The organism is Pectobacterium jejuense (assembly GCF_026800125.1).
Lineage (GTDB): Bacteria > Pseudomonadota > Gammaproteobacteria > Enterobacterales > Enterobacteriaceae > Pectobacterium > Pectobacterium jejuense.
Window position 1 is genome coordinate 65,204 of sequence record NZ_JAPQKX010000011.1, and the last position, 16,546, is coordinate 81,749.

General features: G+C 54.7%; 16 protein-coding genes. 4 read left to right on the top strand and 12 right to left on the bottom strand.

Annotated features, from left to right (window positions below):
- Positions 1 to 82: 82 nt before the first annotated feature.
- From fecE to fecI, 7 genes are all read right to left on the bottom strand, one after another.
- Complete coding sequence (fecE, locus tag NXT09_RS18660) at positions 83 to 850, bottom strand: Fe(3+) dicitrate ABC transporter ATP-binding protein FecE (RefSeq protein ID WP_268580831.1); 768 nt, start codon at positions 848 to 850, stop codon at positions 83 to 85.
- Positions 851 to 1,810, bottom strand: a complete 960-nt coding sequence (fecD, locus tag NXT09_RS18665) for a Fe(3+) dicitrate ABC transporter permease subunit FecD (RefSeq protein ID WP_268580832.1) — start codon at positions 1,808 to 1,810, stop codon at positions 851 to 853.
- Positions 1,810 to 2,805, bottom strand: coding sequence for an iron-dicitrate ABC transporter permease FecC (gene fecC, locus NXT09_RS18670; RefSeq protein WP_268580833.1), 996 nt, complete (start codon positions 2,803 to 2,805; stop codon positions 1,810 to 1,812). The genes fecD and fecC overlap by 1 nt, the downstream gene beginning before the upstream one ends.
- On the bottom strand, positions 2,802 to 3,716 hold the full coding sequence (locus tag NXT09_RS18675; protein WP_268580834.1) for a Fe(3+) dicitrate ABC transporter substrate-binding protein FecB: 915 nt from the start codon (positions 3,714 to 3,716) through the stop codon (positions 2,802 to 2,804). The genes fecC and NXT09_RS18675 overlap by 4 nt, the downstream gene beginning before the upstream one ends.
- An 81-nt stretch (positions 3,717 to 3,797) precedes the next feature.
- The gene (fecA, locus tag NXT09_RS18680) at positions 3,798 to 6,146 is read right to left on the bottom strand and encodes a TonB-dependent Fe(3+) dicitrate receptor FecA (protein ID WP_268580835.1); all 2,349 of its coding nucleotides are present in this window, start codon (positions 6,144 to 6,146) and stop codon (positions 3,798 to 3,800) included.
- A 94-nt stretch (positions 6,147 to 6,240) separates the two neighbouring features.
- Positions 6,241 to 7,197 carry a ferric citrate uptake sigma factor regulator FecR gene (gene fecR, locus NXT09_RS18685; protein ID WP_268580836.1) on the bottom strand — a complete coding sequence of 319 codons (957 nt, stop codon included), beginning with the start codon at positions 7,195 to 7,197 and terminating at the stop codon, positions 6,241 to 6,243.
- Positions 7,194 to 7,715: a ferric citrate uptake sigma factor FecI gene (gene fecI / locus NXT09_RS18690; protein WP_205553257.1), complete on the bottom strand. Its 522-nt coding sequence runs from the start codon at positions 7,713 to 7,715 to the stop codon at positions 7,194 to 7,196. The genes fecR and fecI overlap by 4 nt, the downstream gene beginning before the upstream one ends.
- Positions 7,716 to 8,029: 314 nt before the next feature.
- Here fecI and NXT09_RS18695 point away from each other — a divergent pair, with 314 nt between their 5' ends.
- The 4 genes from NXT09_RS18695 to NXT09_RS18710 all read left to right on the top strand — a co-directional run bounded on the left by NXT09_RS18695 (position 8,030) and on the right by NXT09_RS18710 (position 12,577).
- A complete protein-coding gene (locus NXT09_RS18695; protein WP_268580837.1) occupies positions 8,030 to 9,652 on the top strand; it encodes an EAL domain-containing protein in 1,623 nt (540 codons plus the stop codon).
- A 120-nt stretch (positions 9,653 to 9,772) separates the two neighbouring features.
- The gene (locus NXT09_RS18700; RefSeq protein WP_268580838.1) at positions 9,773 to 10,114 is read left to right on the top strand and encodes a zinc ribbon domain-containing protein YjdM; all 342 of its coding nucleotides are present in this window, start codon (positions 9,773 to 9,775) and stop codon (positions 10,112 to 10,114) included.
- 138 nt (positions 10,115 to 10,252) lie between these two features.
- Positions 10,253 to 11,323 carry a lytic murein transglycosylase B gene (mltB, locus tag NXT09_RS18705; protein WP_240584717.1) on the top strand — a complete coding sequence of 357 codons (1,071 nt, stop codon included), beginning with the start codon at positions 10,253 to 10,255 and terminating at the stop codon, positions 11,321 to 11,323.
- A 528-nt stretch (positions 11,324 to 11,851) separates the two neighbouring features.
- Positions 11,852 to 12,577, top strand: a complete 726-nt coding sequence (locus NXT09_RS18710; RefSeq protein ID WP_268580839.1) for a sulfite exporter TauE/SafE family protein — start codon at positions 11,852 to 11,854, stop codon at positions 12,575 to 12,577.
- Here NXT09_RS18710 and NXT09_RS18715 read toward each other — a convergent pair.
- From NXT09_RS18715 to NXT09_RS18735, 5 genes are all read right to left on the bottom strand, one after another.
- Positions 12,574 to 13,470, bottom strand: a complete 897-nt coding sequence (locus tag NXT09_RS18715; RefSeq protein WP_268580840.1) for a LysR family transcriptional regulator — start codon at positions 13,468 to 13,470, stop codon at positions 12,574 to 12,576. The two genes, NXT09_RS18710 and NXT09_RS18715, sit on opposite strands and share 4 nt — an antisense overlap.
- 79 nt (positions 13,471 to 13,549) lie before the next feature.
- Positions 13,550 to 14,257, bottom strand: a complete 708-nt coding sequence (locus NXT09_RS18720; protein ID WP_044206571.1) for a GGDEF domain-containing protein — start codon at positions 14,255 to 14,257, stop codon at positions 13,550 to 13,552.
- Positions 14,244 to 14,696, bottom strand: a complete 453-nt coding sequence (locus NXT09_RS18725) for a DUF1987 domain-containing protein (RefSeq protein ID WP_268580841.1) — start codon at positions 14,694 to 14,696, stop codon at positions 14,244 to 14,246. The genes NXT09_RS18720 and NXT09_RS18725 overlap by 14 nt, the downstream gene beginning before the upstream one ends.
- A 1-nt stretch (position 14,697) precedes the next feature.
- Positions 14,698 to 15,252 carry a SiaB family protein kinase gene (locus NXT09_RS18730; RefSeq protein WP_268580842.1) on the bottom strand — a complete coding sequence of 185 codons (555 nt, stop codon included), beginning with the start codon at positions 15,250 to 15,252 and terminating at the stop codon, positions 14,698 to 14,700.
- A 13-nt stretch (positions 15,253 to 15,265) separates the two neighbouring features.
- Positions 15,266 to 16,510, bottom strand: coding sequence for a SpoIIE family protein phosphatase (locus NXT09_RS18735; RefSeq protein WP_268580843.1), 1,245 nt, complete (start codon positions 16,508 to 16,510; stop codon positions 15,266 to 15,268).
- Positions 16,511 to 16,546 lie beyond the last annotated feature (36 nt).

The window sequence follows — 16,546 nt, forward strand, 5'->3', positions numbered from 1 at the left end:
AATGATGACGTCAATAACATAAAGACCGCTGTGGTGCTGGCCGCGCGGTCTTTTATTTTTGGTGCAGAATGACGGGAGGCTATCACCGCACCACACACATTGGTTGGCCTGAGACTGGCTCGGCATGGATCTCCGCATCAATGCTGAACACCTGCTGGAGTAATGTCGGTTTCATGACTTCGTGCGGTGAGCCCTGTGCCATTACGCGACCACCCGCCAGCATCACCAGATGATCGCAGTAGCGGCTGGCCTGATTCAGATCGTGCAGCACGGTCACCACTGTTTTGCCGGCCTGATTGAGTTCACGTAGCAGCTTCATTAACTCGACCTGATGATTGATATCAAGATAGGTTGTCGGTTCATCGAGCAGGACGACAGGCGTATCCTGCGCGAGTAGCATCGCCAGAAACGCCCGTTGACGCTGGCCACCGGACAAATCGGTTAACCGTTTGTCGGCGAGCTCGACGATGTGCATTTTTTCCATTGCGAGCTGCACGCGCTGGCGATCGTCCTGCGATAACCGTCCCCATAACGATAGCCAGGGGCTGCGTCCGTAGGCCACCATGTCACGAACGGTGATCCCCTCTGGCGTCAAATGCTGCTGCGGTAACAGTGCCAGATGGCGCGAGAGTTGGCGAGCGGAGAACGCAGAGAGCGGCTTGCCGTTGAGCTGAATAGCGCCGGATTCCGGGATAAGCAGCTTGGCGAAACACTTTAGCAGCGTTGATTTACCGCAGCCGTTAGGGCCGAGCAGGGCGGTAATTTTTCCGGCGGGTAGCGACAACGACAGGCCGTCAAGAATACGCTTGTCGCCATAGCCCGCCGTCAGGTTTTGTGTTGTCAGTTCCATTTAGCGCATTCTCACAAGAAGCCAAAAAAACCAGGGCGCGCCGATAATGGCGGTGAGCACCCCTGCGGGTAATTCCATCGGCGGGTTCAGCGTGCGCGCCAGTAGATCGGCAAGCAGCAGTACCAGCGCACCGGCAACGGCAGACGTTGGGAGGAGCCAGCGGTGCCGTCCTCCCACCAGATAGCGGATCAGATGCGGCACCACGAGGCTGATAAAACCGATAGGCCCGCATACGGCCACGCTGGTTGCGGCGAGTGCGACGGCGAGCGCCAATCCCCAAAACTGAATGCGCCCGATATTCACGCCCAGCGTGCTGGCGCGGTCGTCGCCCAGCGCCAGCAAATCCAGATCGCGGCAAAAGCGCAGACTGAGTGGAATGAGTACGCTGAGAACGGGCAGTGCGACCATGACGAATGACCAGTCGCGTCCCCACAGGCTACCCGTCAGCCACAGTAGCGCGTTGTTGATATCCTGCGGGCGGGAGAGAATCAGGTAATCGGTGACGCTTGCCCAGGTGGCAGATAGCGCGACGCCGATGAGCGCCAGCCTCATTGGGGATGACGCACCCGCGATGAGCCGCAGAAGCAGCAGCCCAGCGATACCCCCGATAAACGCGAGCAGCGGCAGCCAAATCACCGGCAGCGCAGGCACCAGCATCAGCGCGCCGACGGTCGCCAGACTCGCCGCGTGGTTCACGCCGAGAATATCCGGCGATGCCAGCGGGTTACGCACAATCCCTTGCACCAGCACACCGGAAATAGCCAGTGCCGCGCCGACGAACAGCGCCAGCAGCACGCGCGGCAAGCGGTATTGAGTCAGTACATAATGATGTTCGCTGGTGCTGTGCCAGCCGCCCATCAACGCCGACCACGGCAGCGGAATCGCGCCCATGCGCAGCGACAGAATGCTGGTGGCGAGTAGCAGTAGCGTAATTGAAACAAACACAATAACGGGGCGCATTATCCTCGCCTCCTTGCCAGCCAGACGAAACAGGGAGCGCCGATCAGTGCCAGTACCGCACCGGCAGGCAGTTCGCCCGGCCAGGCGAGCGCACGGGCGAGCAGGTCGGCCAGTAACATAAACGCCGCGCCCATCAGCATGCTCATGGGGAGCAGCTTTCTTTGGTCGTAACCGATCCAGAAACGTGCCAGATGCGGTATTAGCAGGCCGATAAACGCTACCGGACCGGCGACGCTCACGCAGGCACCCACCAGAAGTAGCACCGCCAGATTGAGGATCAGGCGCAGTCTGCCTAAGTTGACGCCCAGCGTATGGGCGCTGACGTCACCGATGTTCAGCAGATTAAGCTGGTTAGCCAGCAGCAGGACAACGGGAGTGACGGTGATGACAAACGGGAAGAGCTGCCAGAATTCCACCCAGCGCGCATGAGATACGCCGCCCGCCAGCCAGTAAAAAATGCCATAGGCGTGATCTTCCGCCAGCAGGAGCGTAATTCGTGTTAAGGCCATGCACAGGGCGGAAAGCGCAACGCCCGCCAGAATCAGCCGATTGCGATCGAGCGTTTGTCGCCAGCCGCCACCCGCTGCCATCACTATCAGCCAGCACAGACCGCCGCCGCAGGCGGCAACAAAGGCGATAGGGTAGCCGGAGAGTGAAGAGCTGAACGCGCTGGTCAGCGCCATTGCCAGTGCCGCGCCGCTGTTGATGCCCAGCAGAGAAGGAGAAGCCAGAGGATTATGGGTCAAGGTCTGAAGCAGGGCACCGGACAATGCCAGACTGGCGCCGATCAGGACGGCAACCAGACTGCGTGGCAGGCGCAGGTTGAGCACCAGCGCCTCGGGTAGTGAAGAGGACGATCCCGTTACCAGCGCTTTGACGGCACTCAAGGCGGGAATGGGGATCGCGGAATAACAGAACAGGCTAAGCCAAAACACGCCCAGCAGTGCCGCTATCGGTAATCCCCAACGCCAAAATGGGTGAAAACCTTGCCTCATTGCTCGCTGCTGACGCTAACGGGCTGATGCTTAAAAATCTTCACCGTATCGCTGCCGATGCGTTCCGCGGCAAAAATGCCGCGCATCCGCGCCCAGGCATTGCTGTCAACGGCGGCAATCTGCTGTTTTTGCTGCGCTTCCAACAGGTTCCAGAGCGTATCCTGCTGCCAACGTTTCACGATACTTTCTTCGCGATAGTGCGTCACAATCAGCCACTGTGGGTTAATCGCCAGCAGCTGCTCCAGATTGATGGAAGCCATCGGGGCGTTGTTGATGGGTTTCGGGACGCTCAGGCCGAGTGCGGCCAACACGCTGCCAGTGTAAGCGTCGCTGGAATACAGGTTAAACTGCTGCTCACGCGAGGTACCGAAGACCACGTTCGTCCCTTTGGGAAGCTGTGCGGCGTAGGCTTTCATCGTCTCGCGATGCTGGGCCAGACGAGCCTGCATCGCGCTGTCTTTCCCCAGTACTTTGCCGATGATCTCCGCAGAGTGCAGGTTTTCTTCATAGGTTTCGTTGCGCGACTTCAGCAGAAGTACCGGTGCAATCGCTTTCAGCGCCGCGTAAATGCCGCTATGACGGCTGCTGTCGGCGATAATCAAATCAGGCTTCAGCGCGCTGATAGCTTCCAGGCTCGGCTGCGCGCGTGTGCCTACGGAATGCCAGGGTTTTAGGTGCTCACGGACATCTGCCAGGATCCGGTCTGGATCGTTGTCATCGGCGATGCCGACCGGGCTGACATCTATCGCCGCCAGCGCATCGGCAAAAGAAAGCTCCAGTACCACAATGCGCTGAGGCGGCGTGTCGAGCGTAAAGGAACCCTGCTCATCCTGCACCGTTACGGCATTGGCGCGGCCCAGTCCGAACAGACAAAGTGTTGCAATCAGTGCAACGCGAATAAGATCAAACATAGCGTAACTCCACTATTATCGTGATCGAATAAGTCACGATTGTTAGTCAGGCCGGGCAGGTGCCCGGCGAGTGTGTGGCGATCAGAATTTCAGCGAGCCCTGCATATAGAAGGTGCGGGGCTGACCGGCATAAATCCCTTTGTTGTTGTCATCGCTGTTCGAGCGCGTGTAGTAATCGTGGTCGAACAGGTTTTTCACACCAAAGGCCAGATTGAGGTCCGAGAACTGCGGGCCAAAGTCGTAGGCCGCGCGTGCGCCCCACAGCATAAAGCCGGGGATACGTCCGGCGCTGCCATCGGCGCTTTCGGCAACTGTGTTGGTGTTATCGGCGAATTGGCTGGATTGGAACTCGCTGTTCAGGTTGAACGTCCAGTTGCCCGGCTGATAATCGACACCGAATCCTCCCCGGTGTTTTGAAGAGAAGGGCACCTGATTACCGTAGGTATCGCCCGCTTCGCGAATTTCCGCATTCACATAGGAATAGCGCGCATAAACCGATACCGCGTCTAAGCGGGGTGACAGCTCGGCAAGGTGATAACGTGCCTGTGTTTCCAGCCCAGAATGGCGGGTTTTTCCCCGCGTGGTGACGGTGTTGTTGGTCTGATTGGAGTCATACTGGTTATTGAAGTTAACCAGAAAAACGCCCATTTCTGCCGTCAGCGCGCCGTCGTCGTAGCGGGAACCGACTTCCCAGGTGCGCGCTTTTTCTGGTTCCACTTTGCCGCTTTGAGCAGCCTTGCCAATTCGGCTGTACTGTACGGTGCCGAATGATCCTTCGGTGTTTGCATAAAGATTCCAACTCTCGTTAACGTGGTAGAGCACGTTCAAGGCGGGCAGCGGGGCGTTGTAGCTGACTGCTTCGCCCGTGCCTTTCAGCGTGTTGTCCTGATGAGATTTGATGTGCTCAAAGCGCATTCCCGGTGTAATCGTCCAGTTGCCGATATCAACGCGGTCGTCGATGTACCAGGCGTGCGCTTCTGTACCCGCGCGGGTTTCGCGGTCGATAGGGCTGCTGGCGCTTGGCACCGTCTTGCTGGCGGTGCTGGTGAAGTAACGCACCTCATGGGTGGACTCGCTGACATAGCGGTAGCCGACGCCCACTTCATGAGCGGAAGATCCGAGGGTAAAACTTTGGCTGTAGCGGGGTTCGATGCCGCGTACCCAATATTCGCGTGGCGACAGGGTAATGATCGAATTCTGTTCCAGATAGCCACTGCGCAGCGTGCGCGTATAGAAGCCCTGAATATTGAATTTATGCTGCTGATCCGGCTGGTATTGATAGCCCAGACTGGCAAGCTGACGACGCCCCCAGAAGCGATCGTACGGGCGCGTTGACTGCCAGCGGTCCGCATTGTAATCGGCACGCGACAGGCCGCCCGGCATATCGGCGCTGCCATCGTAATATTGCAGCAGGCTGTTAAACGTGTGCACGTCGTTTGGCGCGTAGCGGCTTTTCAGCATCACGTCGTCAATGCGCGTCGCGCTGTGTTCGCGCCAGTCGCTACCGCGCGTGCCGGAATAGAGCAGCGCCGAGCCAAAACCGTTATCCGCTGTGCCGCCAACCAGCAGATTGTGCGTTTCTTTCGGGTTGTGCTGTGAAGAGGTCGGGCTGTGTTGACCTTCTACGCCAGCGCTAATGCCAAACTCTTTCGGGATCGCGCGGGTGACGAAGTTTACGACGCCGCCGACGCTCTGTGGCCCGTAGCGCACAGCACCGCCGCCACGCACGACATCAATGGCGTCCATATTGCCAAGTGAGATGGGCGCAAGGGAAAGCTGCGGCTGACCGTAAGGGGCAAACGGTACTGGAATGCCGTCCATCAGCACGGTGGAGCGGCTGGCGAGGCGTGGGCTGAGGCCGCGAATACCAAAATTCATGGCCAGATCGTGGCTGCCCGTGCCGTTATTTTCCGGCGCATACACGCCCGGCATACGGTTTAAGACATCGCGCATCGTGGTGGCACCGGTCTTGGCGAAGTCTTCACGACGGATCACATCGCGTGCGCCCGCATGTTCAAAGACGTCATTTTCACGCGCTTCACCCAGCCAGTCGCCGACGACCGTCAGCGTTTCTTCCGCTGCCGCTGGGATCGGTTCCAACGTCCAGGCGTTATCGCCCAGCGCCTTCAGTTGCAGACCGCTACCCGCTAGCAGGGCTTTCAGACCGCCGTCAATGGTGTAGTCGCCGTGTAGGCCGTTGCTACGTTTACCCTGCGTCAGGCTGGCATCGACCGACAGCGTAATCCCGCTGCGGGCGGCATAGTGGTTGAGCGCTTTGTCTAACTCGCCAGCAGCAATATCGTAGCGTGCGGTGGCGGGAGCCGTTGCGGCGTGGGCCATCCCTGTCGTGAGACCGACTGTCGACAGCAGGCTGAGCTGTATCGCCATGGCTAAAGGGGTTGCTTTACGAAAGGCGCGTAAGAGCGTCATAACATCTCCATCATCATTTTTGTTCTATTCATACCTAAGTCGAACGAGAGGGAGAAAAAGGACAATCAAGAATGATAATTTTTTTCGTTATCGTTTAGTTTGCTGGAAGGATATTGACCCAGTAACGGGTAATGTACTGAATCTTAACAGGAAGTGTTTTTTCGATAACCTGTAACACCGTATCGGTATTTTTTAGCGGGAAGGTGCCGCTTAAGCGCAGTGTCGCGACCTCTGGACTACAGCGCAGCACGCCGTGGCGATAGCGAGATAGCGTCGCTATCACGTCGCCGAGCGGCTTATTGCTGAAACTGAGAATGCCCTGCGCCCAGTTGCTGTCTTCCTCTTCTGCGGATTGGATTTCACCCAGATCCCGCGCGCTGAAGCGCAGGCTTTCTCCCTGCCGTACGATACGCTCTTGGGTCGGATCTTCTGCCAGTACGACTTTCACCGCATGATGTTGCACGCTCAGTAGCGTGCTGTCGGCTTCCTGACGGACCGTAAATTCAGTGCCAAGTGCGGTCAACTGCCCGTGTCGTGTCTGCACGTAGAAAGGTCGACTGTTGGCATCCCGTCCTGTGGTAATCGCGATTTCGCCGTACCAGAGGTGAATACGCCGTTGCTGTGGATCGAAGCGAACATCAACGGCGCTGTCGGTGTTCAGCGAAAGCAGCGTTCCGTCTTCCAGACGTTGCTGACGGATTGCACCTTTCGCCGTGGTGTAATCGGCTCGCAGGCCCGTTCCGGTGTCGGAGCGCCAAAGCTGCCACCCGCCGCCAACGCCTAACAGCAGCAACAGGCCTTTCATCACTCTGCGACGGGTAAGCTGCGTATCCTGAAGGGCGCGGTGGGCGACGTTGCCGGGCACGACGTTCATCTGGCTACGCAGGTTTTCTACCTGAGACCAGGCCCACTGGTGATCCCGATTTTGCTCATACCACTGCTGCCATTTCTCAGTTTGCTGGGGGCTCACGCGTTCGTCGCTCAGTACCGCATACCAATGTGAGGCGGAGCGCAGGGCCTGACGCTGGGAATCGGTCAGCGGGAGGCTCACAGACCGTGCTCCAAACGGAACAGCAGGCAATGCTCGGTGGCCTTGGCAACGTACTTTTTGACGGAGCTGACGGAGACATTTAGTCGCGTAGCGATCTCGCCGTAGGCCATGCCGTCAAGCTGGGAAAGCAAAAATGCCTGTCGTGCTTTGTGGCTCAGGCCATCGAGCATGAGATCCACCTGCTGGAGCGTCTCAAGCTGCTGTTGCTGGATCTCCGGTGAGGGCGCAAGCGCCTCCGGTAACTGCGCCAGCCTATCCAGATAGGCTTTCTCCAGCGCATTGCGGCGAAAGAGATCGACCATCACGCGCTTTGCAACGGTACACAGAAACGATTTAGGATCGCGGATTGCGGTCAGCGACTCGCCGTTCATCACACGCAGGAAAGTATCCTGAGCAATGTCATCGGCATCAAAAGAGGATTGGAGCTTGCCCGTCAGCCAGTGCTTCAGCCAGCCGTGATGCGAACCATAGAGTGATTCGAGCGTCAGTTCAGCAGAGGGAGTGGCGTGGTCAGCTATCATGGGCAGAAATAGAAAAAACGTATCGACGGTCAATAATAGGGCGCTATGTTAATATGATAATGGTTCTCATTACAATTAAATCACAGGCCGGCAGCGATAAGAAAAAAGTGATAGAAAGCAACTGGCTGTTTTTTAAGGTAAATAGGAAGGCAAATAGAAAAGCAAATAGCGATGCTGCCTTTGCCCGAGAAGCGCTGCGGAATCCGACGGTTACGGGCGTCTTAAAATCAGAGTTATTTGAGATATCGATACATTGTCGAGAAGGGTTGTGTGCTATGTTGGATTTCTCATAATGATGATGCGTCGCTCCTATGAAAAAAAGCCTGCTAGCCTATTTTCAAACGCTCTATTTTAAGAAGAATTTTTTCTTATTATCTTCCAGCCTGCTTTTTATTCTGGCTTCTCTTTTTGCGTTGGTGCTTGCGGTTTATTCAACGTTTACGCTCAGACAGTTTGAAAACGAAGTGGATGATTTTTCTAACGTCACGGTTGAACATGCTGGGAAAATCATTCTACAGGCGACCTCCGCACTCGATATTTTAGAAAAAAAATTCCCACCTTATTGTGATGATTTGCATTTAGGTTTACTGCGTAAGATCGCTTACGACAATGATTATATTCAGGATGTGGTTTATATCGATGGGAATCGCCTCCGCTGTTCTTCTATGATGAGCGAAATTAAGGGGATGTTTCTTCCATCGCCCGATTTTCACTATAAAAATAGCTATAATATTTGGTACAAAATTGAAAGTCCGCTGAATAGAAATAAGCCGATGATTTATGTTGGCGCAACGCGTCATCTTGTGGTGTTGAATCCGCGTTCATTTCTGGATATTCCTTCCTACAGCTATAATATCCAATACGCATTGCTGGAAAAAAATAAGGGAGATGGACGCGTTATTCTATCGGATTTAATGAGTGATGATATTTATTCTCGTCTGGTCGTCGGGGATAATAACCCTGATAAGTTTTATATTGGCGATAAATACTACGTTTTGAAACCGATACCGGATAGCGATCTTGCTTTGGTAGTGAGTGCGGAACAATCCACATCCCTCTCATTTTATCTGAAGATTTTTTTCTCTGCGTTGCCTATTTTTCTGCTGCTTTCCCTGATTCTGTCCATCCTTATCTCCAGAAAGTCGCTGACCATTCAGAGCCCGCTCTATGTTCTCAAGCAGGCGCTAAGGCAAAAAGAGTTTGAATTGCATTATCAGCCGATTATTAAATTGGATACCGCTCAGGTCGTGGGATGTGAAGCGCTGATTCGCTGGCGTCATTCGGACGGTAACCTGATTACGCCAGACTCTTTTATTCCCATGATTCGTCAGGTTGGGTTGATGAAAGAGTTAACCTTGTTCGTCATTAATGAGGCGCTACAAACAGCCAGTGTACTGAAGAAAAGTGATCCTGACATGTTTGTCTCTATTAATCTTGAGGCGGCCGAATTTGAGGATATGTCCGTTTTCAATTATCTCGTGGAGCAGATTGCCATATACGATCTCGATGGTGCCAATGTTAATGTCGAATTAACCGAATCATCCATGATTGAACCCCAGAAAGCAGCACCGATGGTGGAGCTGTATCAACAACAAGGCATTGATGTCGCCATTGATGATTTTGGTACCGGCTATTCGGGGCTGTCGTATCTTGAGCGGGTAAAAGCCAATAAGCTTAAAATCGACAAGTCCTTTGTTGGGAATATTAGTGACCATTCACCGACCGATATTGTACTGTCTCATATTGTCAGCATGGCACACTGCCTTAATCTGCATATTGTTGCCGAAGGGATTGAGACGCCGATTCAGGAAGCCTATCTGAAAAGCCTTGGCGTCGCTTATGCGCAGGGCTGGCTGTATTCCAAAGCGCTAACGCAAGAAGCACTGATTACGTTTCTGGCGGAAAAAGGTGAAACCGTGTCGAATGCGTCGTAAAGTCACGATAAACGCGGCTTCACTATCAAAAATACGCATAAAAGGGTAAAATATCGAAAATATGGTAGTTACCTAATGATATTTATTACTTTTTTATTGTGAATTTTTCAGGAGTTTATCATGCAACAGTTACCTCATTGTCCAAAATGCAGTTCTGAATATACCTGGCAAGAGGGCGAAATGCTTAACTGCCCAGAATGCGGAAATGAGTGGTCGGCGGCAGGCGATACGCCAGCGCAGGATGACGCTTTAGTGGTGAAAGATGCTAACGGCAATCTGCTGGCGGATGGCGATACAGTAACGGTCATTAAAGACCTGAAAGTAAAAGGCAGCTCAACGCCGCTGAAAATCGGTACCCGCGTGAAGGGCATTCGTCTGGTCGAAGGCGATCACAATATTGATTGTAAAATCGATGGTTTCGGCCCGATGAAGTTGAAGTCCGAGTTTGTGAAGAAAAACTGATTCGGATGTGATAGCGCGCGCGTCGGTCTTCTATTTGAGCGGCGCGCTGCATTTTTTCACCTCTGGCTGGTTTTTTCACATCAGACAATCCTTTACCATAGCCTGTATTGATTCCTTACCTGGCTATACGGATATCTGATGCGTCATTTGGCTCGTTTTCTCCCTCTGCTCGTTTTGCTCTCGGCCTGTAGCAGTCAGCCGGCCCCTCCTCCCGCAGAAGCGCCTTCAGGTAATCCTTTTAAAGGTGGCTTCCTGCTTGAACCCGCACACAATGTTCATCCGCTAGGCGGTGATTTTGCGACTAACCCGGCTACCGCACGGTTTGTCGATAAAATGGTGCTGGAGCATGGCTTTAACCGCCAGCAACTGCATGATGTGCTGGTTCAGGCGAAAAGTCTGGATTGGGTGATCCGTCTGATGGATAAACAGGCCCCGACATCGCGCCCGCCTTCAGGGCCGAACGGCGCCTGGAACCGTTACCGCAATCAGTTTATTACGCCAGACAACGTGCAGAACGGCGTGGCGTTCTGGAATCAATATCAGGATGCGCTACAGCGCGCTCAGAACATTTACGGCGTCCCGCCTGAGATCATCGTCGGCATTATTGGCGTTGAAACTCGCTGGGGCAGGGTGATGGGGAAAACACGCATCATTGATGCCTTGGCAACGCTGGCGTTTGATTACCCGCGACGTGCCGATTACTTTACGGGCGAGCTGGAAACTTTCCTGCTGATGGCGCGTAAAGAAGGCAACGACCCGCTCAGCCTACGCGGTTCTTACGCGGGCGCGATGGGCTATGGGCAGTTTATGCCGTCATCCTTCAAGAACTACGCGGTGGATTTCGACGGCAACGGACATACCAACTTGTGGGATCCGGTGGACGCGATTGGCAGCGTAGCTAATTACTTCAAAGCACACGGGTGGGTGAAAGGCGCGCCAGTGGCGGTGCAGGCAAACGGTCAGGCTCCGCTGCTCCCGAACGGTTTTAATACCCGCTACTCGCTCACGGAACTACAGGCCGCGGGATTAACGCCACAGCATTCGCTGGCGGGATACAGTGAAGCCAGCCTGCTGCGGCTGGACATCGGCACGGGTTACCAATACTGGTACGGATTACCGAACTTCTACACCATCACGCGCTACAACCACAGCACGCACTACGCGATGGCTGTGTGGCAGCTAGGCGAAGCTGTAGGCCGCGCTCGCTAAGATATTTGCGGGTACTGTGTTGCTGTATCCGTCTTCTCTTTCGCAAGTGCAGCTCCTTATACACAATGTAAGGATGCCATCGGGTCTGGCCGTTATCTGGCGTAAAAATTATGCAGCGGTGGGCATGACCGCCGAGTGAGCGGCATGGATGCCGCGAAAGCCAGTGCCGCGTCGGGAACGCGTCACTGGTGGCTCGATTAGCGGTCATGAACACCGATGGCATCGCGTAGCGACATAATTTAGCCAAAAGCAGGGGTTCATAGGGGGCTGGTGTTTGAGCCCCCTATGTCGGGCGCGTGCGACGAAGTAGCATGAGAATAACGGTATTGTGGCGCACGAAACGATCTCTGAACCTGCATAAAGATGTGACTCAAAGGACTGTCGAAAATCTCACTCCTACTGATCCTCCCTTTGCCTCCAATTTTCCCTGAATCACCTTCAATACAATCCGCATAGACACCAACAGCGACCTCGTTGGACTATCCCTGCATAGGGTTCTTCCTATGACGTTGCAAACCGAGGTGATAAATGACGACGATGATGGTGGTGTTCCTGCTGGCTGGCGTGGTGAAAGGCGTGATTGGCCTGGGATTACCAACGATCGCGATGGGTCTGTTAACGTTGGTGATGCCCGCCGCCAGTGCGGCAGGACTCCTGATTGTTCCTTCGCTAGTGACCAACATCTGGCAGCTCGCCTGTGGCCCCGCCTTTCTTAGCCTGATTAAACGGTTTTGGACGCTGTTTGCTGGGATCATTATTGGGACGTTCTGGAATGGTCTGCCGGCGCTAACCTCGTCATCGTCATGGACGAGCGCGGCGCTCGGCGGCATTTTGGTGGTTTACGGCCTGTGGGGAATCATGGCGACGACTTTGCCGCAGCCGGGACGTCATGAAATCTGGCTGTCGCCGCTGGTGGGCTACATCACCGGCGCTATCACAGCGGCAACGGGCGTCTTCGTGATTCCCGCCGTGCCTTACCTGCAATGCCTGCGGCTTAATAAAAACGATCTGGTGCAGGCGCTCGGGCTGGCGTTTACCGTCTCCACGCTGGGGTTGGCGCTACAGCTGATGCAGGGCGTCGGGCTACAGGGCATCGATCTCTGGCAATCGGTGCTGGCGCTGATCCCTGCGCTGCTGGGCATGATGATGGGGCAACGCCTGCGCCACGCGATTAGCGAACTGGTTTTCCGGCGCTGCTTTTTCATCGGGTTGATAGCACTGGGCGGATACATGGCGGCACGCGGGCTGCTTTAACCAGCTGCGTTCTCTGTCGTCATAAACGTCACGAAATCCTGAACATAGCCGGGCAGTGCGGAAAACTGGCGGGCGCAGACCACCAGATTACGCGTCGCCCAATCGTCTGACAGCGGGATCGTGCGAATCGCCAGGCCTTCCATCATGCGCTGTGCGGCATGTCGTGGAAGAATACCAATGCCGATACCGCTGTGAATCACCTGCGTGACGGCATCGAAGCTGGCAAGACGCACGCGGTAATTCAGTCGCTTCCCCAGCCTTTTGGCGTGTTCGTCGATGTGTTCCTGCAAGGCTGCGCCTTCGCTAAGCCCGATAAATTCTGCGTCGGCAATGGCGGAAAAGGTGAGCTGCTGTGCGTCAGACCAGATGCTGTCACGGGGAACGACAACCACCAGTTCGTCCTGACGAAACGGGCGCGTTTCCAGCCCGTCGAGCGGCACGGAATCGGCCACAATGCCGAGGTCGGCGGTTTGATTACGAATAGCGCTGACGATATCGCGACTGAGTTTTTCATTCACTGCGACGGATATCTGCGGGCAGACCACCAGATAGCGGCCCAGCAGGGCAGGCAAATATTCATTCAGCGCCGCAGAGTTGCACAGCAGCGGAATATGACCGCGCAGCCCTTTGCTGTATTGGTGTAATTCGCTGCGCATATGTTCTACCTGACGCAGGATAATGTGGGCATGGTGCGCCAGCGAAAAGCCTGCGTCGGTGAGCGAGACGCCTGCCTTTGAGCGCAGCAGCAGCGGTACGCCAAGCTCATCTTCCATTCCCCGGATTCGCTCGCTGGCGGCCTGCACGGTCAGGCTGGACGCCGCTGCGCCACCGGTAATGCTGCCTGCTTTCTGAATATTGAGAAACAGCCGGAGATCGGTTAAATCGAATCGCATAGGGAAATCTGTCTCGGAGAAGCCGATACCCCCTATTATGGTCGTGAGTCAGGGCGACGGCAATCGCCCAGCCTGCGACTTACTGAAATTCCACGCGATTTCTGCCTTTTTCCTTGGCCTGATAGAGCGCGGCATCCGCGGCACCGTAGAGCGCATCGAAACGGGTTTTCTGTGGAGCCCAACTGACGCCAAAGCTGGCGGTAACGCGCTGTTGCGGCAGCACGCTGAGCGGCATTCTGTTGAGATCCTGATGCAGGCGGCTGGCGAGCGAAACGGCCTGCATGAGCGTGTGCCCTTCCAGCAGGATGGTGAACTCTTCACCGCCGACACGACCAATGCTGCTCGTGGTATTCAGCACCTGCTGCACGCGTGAGACCAGATCGCAGATCACGGCGTCGCCGGTTGGGTGACCATAGGTATCATTCACCTGCTTGAAGTGATCGATATCCAGCACGATGAGCGCGGCCTGATTGCGCTCCAGCGCGTGGTTAATGCGTTCAATAATCGCGCCACGGTTATACACGCTGGTCAGCGGATCGTGGCTGGCTTTGTATTCCAGTTCGACTGCCAGCTGATTGAGCTGCGCGTTCAGACGGTTCAGCTCTTTCTCCGCCCGGTCGCTGCGTGAAATCAGGCGGTGCGACTCGCGTACCAGCCGCTGATAGTGGTCGGTTAATGCCAGCAGCGTGTCGCGATAGACTTCGGCTGGCCTTTCCTGCTGGTTAGCGATGTTGCGCGCGGCGAGCAGAATGTCGTATTCCGGTGTAAACAATTCAATTGTGCTCATGATTATCACTCAAAATTGTGCTGTGAAAGGTCAGGGCAGGGAAATCGATGTGAAGCTCTTCACCAAATTCTTCCGCAATATCGTCGTCTTTGTCGTAATACCAATACAGCGCAATCGAGAGCGTCTGTTCAGCCGCCTGATTCAGCAGGTTGAATAAACTGAACAGCATCTTGGTGCTGGAACTGTTGAAATAAATCAGGGAAACGTGAATTTCGATGCTCGGCAGCGCTTCATCCGGCGGCATCGTTTCCGCGTAGGTTGTTAACGCGTGCAGATACGCCTCAATCTCGGTGAGCAGCGGGCGATAAAACGCCGCGGCGTTCTCAGGATAAGATTCGCCGGAAAGATAAAGACGGTGTGTGTCAAAGTGAAAATCAACCGTCGGGGTACAGGATGTCCCCGAAATATGGAGGTTGCTTAGGGTTGTTATATTTTTCATGTCAAATGATTGCCTTCAGATAAAACGTAGATAGCCCCGTTGATGCATCGGCCCGAAACGTAAACTGGAGTGGCTCACTGGCATCACGCGCGACGGTCAATAGCCCCATATCCGCGCCTTTGCTTGATGACGGGGTTTCATCACGCAGAGAGACTTTGTAGGCGAGTCGGATTTCATTAAGCGTCATACCACGCAGCGGTTCAAGACGTCCGCGCAGCGTCTCGACATCGTCGGGGTGTATCGGGTTGGCGCACAACAGGAAGTATTTCCCATTTTCGTAACCCAGACACACGGAACCATGACGGACTTCGACGGGCTGATCGAGCGCGGTTAACGGTGCAGCGGAATAGCGGGTAATGTTCTGCACCATTTCGACGAAGGTAGAAAACAGTCGGCGACGGATGCCGGCAGGAAGCTGCTTTTTCTCCAGCTGTAGCCGCATGGTTTCGGCCAGTGAACTGATGATGTTTTGTGAAAAATAGCCCACGTAATACAGCGTGATGTCATGCTGGTGTGAGGGCGAAAAAAATTCAGTGTATTTGATGTTTGGCATCATTCTGTCTGCCTGATTAAACAAAAGTCGAACAATGTCGGAAGCCCCAAAATGTTAAATCGTCTCGTCGGGTCTGATCGCCCTGGTAGATCTTGTGTGCCGACAGGAGCTGGTTAGCCAGTTCGCGCATCGGCTGGTGTTGATGGTGCTGGAGGTACTCCTGTAGGCGGCGTTTACCAAACATAATCCGGCGTTCCCCGCCGATTTGATCCGTCAAGCCATCCGTGGTGGTGAAAAACATATCGTTATCGTGAAGCGGTAATTCATAACTCGACCACTGGTAGTCATAAGGCGTTTCGGTGTAGCCGATTCCCATACGATCGCACTTGAGTGGTGTCAGTTGTCCGGTCTGGCGGTGCAGCATGAAGGCAGGCATGCGCGCGCCGGCAAACGTCAGCGTGTTTCGCGTCATATCACAGAACACCAGCATCGCGTCGCAGCCGTCGTTAGAGGTAGAAAGCTGACGCGCTTCGTCACGCTGCCCCAACGTATCTTTGATATGACGGTTGATTGCCTGTAATAGCTGCGCTGGCAGCATCGGACCGTGCTGTGTCAGCGCCTGTTCCAGTGCAGAAGAGAAAATCAAGGTCATGAATGCGCCAGGTACGCCGTGTCCGGTACAGTCCGCAACGGCGGCAAGCCAGCCATTTTGATAGGTTTTAAAGGCATAACAGTCGCCGCCGACACAGTCTCGCGGTTCCCAGGCTAAACACCAGTCGGCAAGCGTGCGGGACATCGCCTGTGTTGATGTTGTCAGCATCGCTGTCTGAATCACGCTGGCATATTCGATGCTCTGCATAATCTGCTGATGCTGGCGCAGGTGCATATCGGAGACGGCCTTGATCAGATCGATGCCTAATCCGATACCGATATAACGCCCGTTCTCGGTGATCATAAAGCCGTCCGTCAGCGACTTATCACCGGTAATCACCGTTTGATCGGCGACGTCGTTCAACGACGCCAGCGCATCAACAATCAGCGGATTTTTATCCATAAACGCGATGCAGCTCTTTTTATCGTACAGCTCGCGATAAAAAGGCCGGGACATCTGCGAGAGAAAAATATGGCGGTTGATAAGGCCGAAAGGGCGCCCATCCTCAACGACAGGCAGGCTGACCCATTCTTTATTCTTACTGAACAACTGCAATACGGTGGCATTGTCGGTGTCTGGAGAAACGTCCGGCAAAGGAATGCAAAGATCTCGCGCCACCGGTGTACCCCGGAGGAGTGGTCGGGCGCAAGGAACGGGCATGGCGATCATGGTTAATCTTTGGGCGTATTTTTCTTTAAGTCAAAA